Source organism: Desulfuromonadales bacterium, from assembly GCA_035620395.1.
GTDB lineage: Bacteria > Desulfobacterota > Desulfuromonadia > Desulfuromonadales > DASPGW01 > DASPGW01.
In genome coordinates, this window is record DASPGW010000121.1 from 1 (window position 1) to 5,088 (window position 5,088).

General features: G+C 65.8%; 6 protein-coding genes. All 6 read right to left on the minus strand.

Annotation, left to right across the window (positions count from 1 at the left end; genetic code table 11):
* The coding region (locus tag VD811_06725) for a precorrin-3B C(17)-methyltransferase (GenBank protein ID HXV20665.1) at positions 1-421 on the minus strand (421 nt) is incomplete at its 3' end.
* A gap of 159 nt (positions 422-580) precedes the next feature.
* Entirely contained in the window at positions 581-1,642 is a 1,062-nt protein-coding gene (locus tag VD811_06730; GenBank protein ID HXV20666.1) for a cobalt-precorrin 5A hydrolase, read from the minus strand.
* 148 nt (positions 1,643-1,790) lie between these two features.
* A complete protein-coding gene (gene cobM, locus VD811_06735) occupies positions 1,791-2,555 on the minus strand; it encodes a precorrin-4 C(11)-methyltransferase (protein ID HXV20667.1) in 765 nt (254 codons plus the stop codon).
* Between the two features lie 29 nt (positions 2,556-2,584).
* Positions 2,585-3,289 carry a precorrin-2 C(20)-methyltransferase gene (cobI, locus tag VD811_06740; GenBank protein ID HXV20668.1) on the minus strand — a complete coding sequence of 235 codons (705 nt, stop codon included), beginning with the start codon at positions 3,287-3,289 and terminating at the stop codon, positions 2,585-2,587.
* Complete coding sequence (gene cbiE, locus VD811_06745; protein HXV20669.1) at positions 3,289-4,500, minus strand: precorrin-6y C5,15-methyltransferase (decarboxylating) subunit CbiE; 1,212 nt, start codon at positions 4,498-4,500, stop codon at positions 3,289-3,291. Before cbiE ends, cobI begins: the two co-directional genes overlap by 1 nt.
* A 2-nt stretch (positions 4,501-4,502) precedes the next feature.
* Positions 4,503-5,088, minus strand: a 586-nt coding sequence (locus tag VD811_06750) for a cobalt-precorrin-5B (C(1))-methyltransferase (protein ID HXV20670.1), incomplete at its 5' end; no start/stop codon positions are given.

Sequence of the window (5,088 nt, forward strand, 5' to 3'; positions counted from 1 at the left end):
GGGCGGCGGCCGCCTGCACGGCGGAGATGCCGGGGATGATCTGTATGTCTATATCGACGGGATTTTGTAGGGGCGGCGCTTGCCCCGCCCCGGGCGCAGCAAGCGGCGCCCCTACATATCCACCCTGTTCCGCCAGCTCCAGAACCAGCCCGGCCATGCCGTAGATGCCGGCGTCCCCCGAGGAGATCAGTGCCACCGTCCGGCCGGCGGCAGCCAGCTCCAGTGCCTGCCGGCAGCGCTCGACCTCCTGGCGCATTCCTGATGAGACGACCTCCTTGCCGGCCAGATACTGCGGGATGAGATCGAGGTAGGTCCTGTAGCCGACGACGACCTGCGCCCCTTCGATCGCCTGCAGCGCGGCAGGAGTGATATGTTCGCTGCCGCCGGGTCCGATGCCGACGACGAAGAGTGTTCCAGGCATGCTCAACTTCCGTAGAAAGGCAAAAGGGCAAATCGTCTCTCACCCGCTCCTTGCAGTCGCTAGAGGGCACAGAGCACACAAGAGAGAAACCAGAAACCTTGCTTTCTCGGTGTCCTCTGCGTGCTCTAGAGAGCGAAGCGAACGGGCGTGAGATCGTCTCTAGGTTTCCAGTATTTCTGCTACCGCCAGAGTGACGTTGCCGCTCTTCACCTTCTTCAGCAGCAGCCGGCCGCTGCCGGCGGCGAGCAGGGCGGCCGGCTCGGCCACGCCGATGGCGCCGATGGCGCCCAGGGCATGGGCCGAAGGGGGCGAGGGAACGGCAACGGCATTAAGCTCGTGGCTCTCGAAAAAGCGCAGCGGGATGCCGTGCTCCCCGGCAAAGGCGAGCAACCCCGCCTCCTCGCGCTTGGCGGCGGCAGTGCCGATGACGGCGATGCTCCTGAGCGAGAGGAAGAGCTGTTTCAGTTGGACACCGACAACCTCGGCAATCTCCCCGGCCGAGGTCTCCCGGTTGCAGCCGATGCCGAGGGCGAGGTTCTTCGGCCGCAGCACCAGCAGCTTCCCGGCCTGGGCCTGGGGCGGCAGCTGGCGGTTGGTGACGAAGACGAAGCCGGCGGCGCCGCTCTCCAGGGCAGCGACGAAGTTGGCGTGGATGGAAAGCCGCCCGCGACCGGCGAAGCGGGCGGCGACCCTGCCGCTCGGGTCGACCACGGCGATCTCTTCCCCGGCAAGGAGCAGAGCATTGAGACTCTTGACCCGGTCGAGATCGTCGATCACCCACCCCTCCTCCTTGGCCATCAGGTCGAAAGAGGGGAGTTCGTTGACGTCGGTGGCGGTGGTGATCACCGCCTGCCCGCCGAGCAGCTCGGCGACGTCCCGGGTCAGCTCGTTGGCACCCCCCAGGTGGCCGGAAAGCAGGCTGATGGCAAAACTGCCCGCCTCGTCGACCACCACCACCGCCGGGTCCCGGTCCTTCGCCTGGAGGTGCGGGGCGATCACCCGGACGACGATCCCCGTAGCCATGATGAAAACGAAGCCCTGGTACTTCCGCCAGTTCGCGCGCACCAGCTCACGCAGCTCGCCGGCGAAGGGGCGCGCCGAGACTCCTGCCTCCGTGACGAACTTCTCCGCCACGAAGAGGTCGGCGTCGACGGCCATATTCTGCAGCCGCGCCCCGAGCCGGGCGCCGTTACGGGTGATGGCGATGATGGCGAGGTTCATAATCCCAACAAAATCTGTCTCACGCGAAGACGGGAAGAACGCGAAGTAAAATCAGTCTATTATCTAAAACAAGCATCACTTGATTGATAACCGTTTTGAGTCTTCGGATTTCTTCGCGCACTTCGCGGCTTCGCGTGAGTGGGCGTTTTCAAGTCCTGAAGCCGTGGGAAAACCCCCGATCGTAAAGCAGCGACTTCGCCTTCATTCCCTCGCGGCGGGCGGCGAGGACGTCGCCGACGAGGATCAGTGCTTGGCGGTCGATGCCGGCGGCGCGCACCTTTTCGGCGATATCGGCCAGCGTCCCCTCCACCAGCTGCTCGTCCGGCCAGGAAGCCTTCGCCACAACGGCAACCGGAGTCTCGGGGGTGTACGCTCCCTGCAGCAGCTCGGCCACCACCTTTTCGACCATCGAGACGGAAAGGTAGATGACCAGCGTCGCGCCGAGCCTGGCGATCTCCGAGAGTTTCTCCCGCTCGGGCACCGGCGTCCTGCCGGCGATGCGGGTGAGGATGACGGTCTGGGAGACCTCGGGGAGGGTCAGTTCCTGCCCGAGCGCCGCCGCCGCGGCGAAGGCGCTGGTGACGCCGGGGACAACGGCGTAGCCGATGCCGAGCCTGTCCAGTTCAGCCATCTGCTCCTGGATGGCGCCGTAGATCGCGGGGTCGCCGGTGTGCAGCCGCACCGCCTTCTTCCCCGCCGTCACCGCCTCCGCCAGCACCTTTGTGGTCTCCTCCAGCGTCATCCCGGCCGAGTCCCAGACCTGCGCCTGCGGCGCGTAGGTTCGCACCAGTTCCCGGTCGACCAGGCTGCCGGCATAGACCACCACGTCCGCCTCGCGCAGGAGCCGCGCGCCCTTCACCGTGATCAGCTCGGCATCGCCGGGACCGGCGCCGATGAAATGAACCTTAGACAAAAACGACCTCCGGCTTTCGCCTCAGAACTTCATTTTCTGACGATCACCAGCGACAGGTAATCGAGCTTCTTCCCCACCAGCGAGGCAAGGTCCGTAACCACTTCCTCCTCGCTCGACCCCACCCGGCGCACGAAGACCCCGTTTTTCTCCAGTCCCAGCTCGGCAAGAAGTCCGTACACCCGGTCGAAGACCCGGTGCACCTTCATCAGCACGACGGTGTCGAAATCGAGCAGGGTCCGGCGCAGCTGCGCCTCCTCGTAGGTGGCGGGAAGGACGGCGAGGCGGTCGGCGGCGAGGCCGAGAGGGACTCCGGCGGCGGCCGCGGCGGCGCCGACGCTGGTGATCCCGGGGACGATCTCGATGCCGATCTCCGGGTACCTCTCCCGGAAAATGCGATAGAGGTAGAGGAAGGTGGAGTAGAGGAAAGGGTCACCGATGGTGATGAAGGCGACTTCCTGCCCCGACCGGACCCGCTGCGCCACCTCGGCGGCGGTCTCCTCCCAGAAAGGCAGCAGTTCGCCTTCGTCCTTCTTCATCGGAAAGACCCGGGTCAGGACCTCCTGGCGGGTTCGGTCGAGAAACGGCTCGACGATGGCCAGGGCAACGCTTCCGGCATCGGCAGCGCTGGTGGGGGCGCAGATGACGGGAACGCTGCGCAGGATGCGCTCGGCCTTGCGGGTAAGCAGCTCCGGGTCGCCTGGACCAACGCCGACGGCATAAAGACGTGAAGACATTATTCCTTGACCGCCGCGATGATGTAGACCGGGTTGTAGGCCTCGAACATCTTGTAGTCGGTCAGCGGGCGGGTGCGGGCGATATTGACGGTGGTGACCTCCACCTGGTAGCCGGCGTTGTCGAAGTACTCGGTGGCGGCGGTCAGGGTATCGAGGGTGACGGCGTTGATGACCACCCGTCCTTCGGCCGGCAGGCGGAGGTCGACCGCCTCGAGGATTTCCCAGAGGTTGCCACCCGAGCCGCCGATGAAGACCCGGTCGGGATCGGGCAGGGTTTCCAGACACTCCGGCGCCTCCCCCTCGACCAGGGTGACGTGCCGGGCGTTGAACTTGTTGAGGTTTTCCTTGATGAACTCGATGCACTGGGGATTGCGCTCGACGGCGAAGATGCGGCCGTTGGGGAGCAGGTGATCGGCCTCGATGCTGACCGAGCCGGAGCCGGCGCCGAGGTCCCAGAGGGTCATGTCGTGGCGCAGCTTGAGTTTGGCCAGGGTCACCACCCGGATCTCCTCCTTGGTGATCAGCTTCTTGATCGAGGCGAACTCCTCGTCGGGGATGCCGAGGGTCGGCACGTATTCATCCCCTCCCGCCTCGTACTCCTTGATCAGGATCAGCACGTTGAGGGGGGCCGCCTCGATCTCCAGCAAGCCCTTGACATCGGTGGCGATGATCCGCTCCTCGGCGGTGCCGAGATTCTCGCAGAGCCACGCGGCGTAACCGTCGCGTCCCCGTTCGATCAGTTCGGCGGCGATTGCCTTCGGGGTATTCTCTTCATCGGTGAGGACGGCCGCCTTGTCGTTGGCGACGATGCGGTCGACCGCCCCCTTGAGGCCGCGGCCGTGGGCGGAGACGAAGACCGCGTCATCCCAGGGCTCCTTGATCTTGGCGAAGGCGTACTGCACCGAGCTGACGTTCGGGACGAACTCCAGCTCCTCGTCGGGGAGGTTGCGCAGCAGGTAGCGGCCGATGCCGAAGAAGAGGGGGTCGCCGGAGGCGAGTACCACCGCCCGCCGCTCGTTCTTCTTCAGCCGCTCGACCACCTCGCCGAGGTTGCTGCCGATCGTCACCCTCTCCCCGGGAAAATCGGGGAAGAGTTCGAGCTGGCGCTCACCGCCCAGCAGCAGATCGGCCTGGCCGATCAGTTCCAGAACCCGTCGGGAGAACCCCTCCTGCCCTGCCACCCCGGCACCAATCACGTAGATTTTTTTCATGGCTACTCTGCCCTCCCAGGCCAATCCCCGTAGCACCCCGCCGCTGTCCCGTCGTAGTCGACCAGGAGCACCGCCAGGGCCGCGCCCGGGGCCCATATCCGCATCTGCGCCAGAGCCCGCGCCGCCACTACGGCGGCCAGGGCACCAGGATCTGCCGCTGCGAGGTAAACCTCGCGGGCGGTGTTGGCACACTCTATCGTTTTCGCCAGTGCCTCGTCAAGGCCGCTGGCGCGGCACCAGGCGGCCAGCTGCGCCAGATCGAGACGCGAGGCGCTGACATGAGTCTGGGCATGGCCGCAGGCGATCTTGACCAGCTTGGCGAACTGGGCAACCAAAACGATTCGCGGAAATCCCCGCCGGTGGCAGGCCGCGAGCGCGTAGCCAATATGGTCGCCCATCATGATGAAGGCTTCTTCCGGGAAAACCCTACCCCCCCGCCCTTCGGGCACCCCCCCTGTTTCACAGGGGGGGCTGGGGGGGGTCAAAGCCTTTTGCGCCGCCGACTCGCTCGTCCGCCCGGTGCTCAACACGACGGTGTCGCACCCGCCGGCCAGGGCGACGTCGAGAGCCGCGTCCAGGGTGTCGGTC

Coding starts and splice junctions, on each gene's coding strand:
- VD811_06730 (HXV20666.1), bottom strand. CDS start 1,642: ATGAACCTCGCCATCATCGCCATCACCCGTAACGGCGCCCGGCTCGGG.
- cobI (HXV20668.1), bottom strand. CDS start 3,289: ATGTCTTCACGTCTTTATGCCGTCGGCGTTGGTCCAGGCGACCCGGAG.
- cbiE (HXV20669.1), bottom strand. CDS start 4,500: ATGAAAAAAATCTACGTGATTGGTGCCGGGGTGGCAGGGCAGGAGGGG.